This window comes from Brucella sp. NBRC 113783, from assembly GCF_040372265.1.
GTDB classification, from domain to species: Bacteria; Pseudomonadota; Alphaproteobacteria; order Rhizobiales; family Rhizobiaceae; genus Brucella; species Brucella teleogrylli.
Map to the genome: position 1 here is coordinate 1 of NZ_BAABRX010000022.1, position 2500 is coordinate 2500.

Here is a 2500-nt window from a genome sequence, read left to right on the forward strand (position 1 = left end):
TGGTTGCGGGGGCAGGATTTGAACCTGCGGCCTTCAGGTTATGAGCCTGACGAGCTACCGGGCTGCTCCACCCCGCGTTATTAAGTGCAGACCTCAATGGCCCGGGAGCGCAGTCAGGCGTAGCCTGATGAGGTGAGGCCGTTAAAAAATCGATTGAGTATCGATTTTAGGCCGAACGGGCTGCTCCGAGCCTGTCTCACTTATTTGTTGTAGTCGGTATTTTTGGCGATTATCGCATGTTTGGAGTGTTTTGTATGATTTGAGAAGATGTTTTGATTTGTGTGCTTGGCAGACCTGGCAGCGACCTACTCTCCCGCATCTTAAGATGAAGTACCATTGGCGCTGGAGCGTTTCACGGCCGAGTTCGGAATGGGATCGGGTGCAGCCGCTCCGCCATAACCACCAGGTCGGCGAAGAACACAAATTGAGAAGCTGGATTAGGGGAGTAGGGGAATAGGGCAGTAAGGGAGTATGTTAGCTCACTGTTTCATCTGCTCTTATTTTCTTTCTGCACTGATAAACAATAAGCACGCGACTGCGTGCCGCCGGTTTTCCGGCGCCCTGTCCGGAGCGAAGCGGCTTTAGCCGCGACAGCGTGAGGACAGAAGTTAAAGCTGGTATTCGTCAAGCGAAGCTTGATGGATACAGATAATGGGAGTGATCAAGTCGATCGAGCTATTAGTACCGGTAAGCTGCATGCGTTGCCGCACTTCCACACCCGGCCTATCAACGTGGTGGTCTTCCACGGCTCTGATAGGGAATACTCGTTTTTAGGTGGGTTTCCCGCTTAGATGCCTTCAGCGGTTATCCCGTCCGTATATAGCTACCCTGCTATGCCGTTGGCACGACAACAGGTCCACCAGAGATACGTCCATCCCGGTCCTCTCGTACTAGGGACAGATCCTATCAATATTCCTACACCCACGGCAGATAGGGACCGAACTGTCTCACGACGTTCTGAACCCAACTCACGTACCGCTTTAAATGGCGAACAGCCATACCCTTGGGACCTGCTCCAGCCCCAGGATGCGATGAGTCGACATCGAGGTGCCAAACAACCCCGTCGATATGGACTCTTGGGGGTCATCAGCCTGTTATCCCCGGCGTACCTTTTATCCGTTGAGCGATGGCCCTTCCACGCGGGACCACCGGATCACTATGACCGACTTTCGTCTCTGCTCGACTTGTCAGTCTTGCAGTCAGGCAGGCTTATGCCATTGCACTCGACGAACGATTTCCGACCGTTCTGAGCCTACCATCGCGCGCCTCCGTTACTCTTTAGGAGGCGACCGCCCCAGTCAAACTACCCACCATACACGGTCCTGGACCCGGATAACGGGCCGCAGTTAGACATCCATATAGGCAAGGGTGGTATTTCAAGGATGACTCCACAATGGCTGGCGCCACTGCTTCAAAGTCTACCACCTATCCTACACATGCCGACACGAATGCCAGTGTAAAGCTATAGTAAAGGTGCACGGGGTCTTTCCGTCTAACCGCAGGAACCCCGCATCTTCACGGGGAATTCAATTTCACTGAGTCTGCGTTGGAGACAGCGGGGAAGTCGTTACGCCATTCGTGCAGGTCGGAACTTACCCGACAAGGAATTTCGCTACCTTAGGACCGTTATAGTTACGGCCGCCGTTTACTGGGGCTTCAATTCAATGCTTGCACATCTCCTCTTAACCTTCCAGCACCGGGCAGGCGTCAGACCCTATACGTCGTCTTGCGACTTCGCAGAGCCCTGTGTTTTTGGTAAACAGTCGCTACCCCCTGGTCTGTGCCACCCCCACAAAGTTGCCTTCATGGAGGTCACGCTTCTTCCGAAGTTACGCGTGCATTTTGCCGAGTTCCTTCAACGCAGTTCTCTCAAGCGCCTTGGTATTCTCTACCAGTCCACCAGTGTCGGTTTAGGGTACGGTCTATATGCAGGAGCTATTTCCTGGAACCGCTTCGCTGCAAGATCAATCCAATAAGACCTTACAACACACGCGATCCGTCACTACCTGCAGGCCCACGAATATTAACGTGGTTCCCATCGACTACGCCTTTCGGCCTCGCCTTAGGGGCCGGCTAACCCTGCTCAGATTAACTTTAAGCAGGAACCCTTGGACTTTCGGCGAGGGAGTCTCTCACTCCCTTTATCGTTACTCATGTCAGCATTCTCACTTCCGATACCTCCAGGATGTCTCACGACTGTCCCTTCACAGGCTTACGGAACGCTCCGCTACCACGCACATACGTGCATCCACAGCTTCGGTGTATGGCTTTAGCCCCGGTACATTTTCGGCGCAAAGACCCTTATTTAGACCAGTGAGCTGTTACGCTTTCTTTAAATGATGGCTGCTTCTAAGCCAACATCCTGGTTGTTTTGGGATCCTCACATCCTTTCCCACTTAGCCATAACTTAGGGACCTTAGATGGTGGTCAGGGTTGTTGCCCTCTTCACGACGGACGTTAGCACCCGCCGTGTGTCTGCCCAGTAGTACTCCCCGGTATT

At 53.2% G+C, this 2500-nt stretch carries 1 tRNA gene and 2 rRNA genes (1 of these 3 cut by a window edge); all 3 read right to left on the reverse strand.

Annotation, left to right across the window (positions count from 1 at the left end):
• Positions 1-77 (reverse strand) — tRNA-Met (locus ABWW11_RS25195).
• A gap of 215 nt (positions 78-292) precedes the next feature.
• Positions 293-407 (reverse strand): 5S ribosomal RNA (gene rrf, locus ABWW11_RS25200).
• 250 nt (positions 408-657) lie between these two features.
• A 23S ribosomal RNA gene (locus tag ABWW11_RS25205) occupies positions 658-2500 on the reverse strand; it runs 970 nt beyond the window's last position.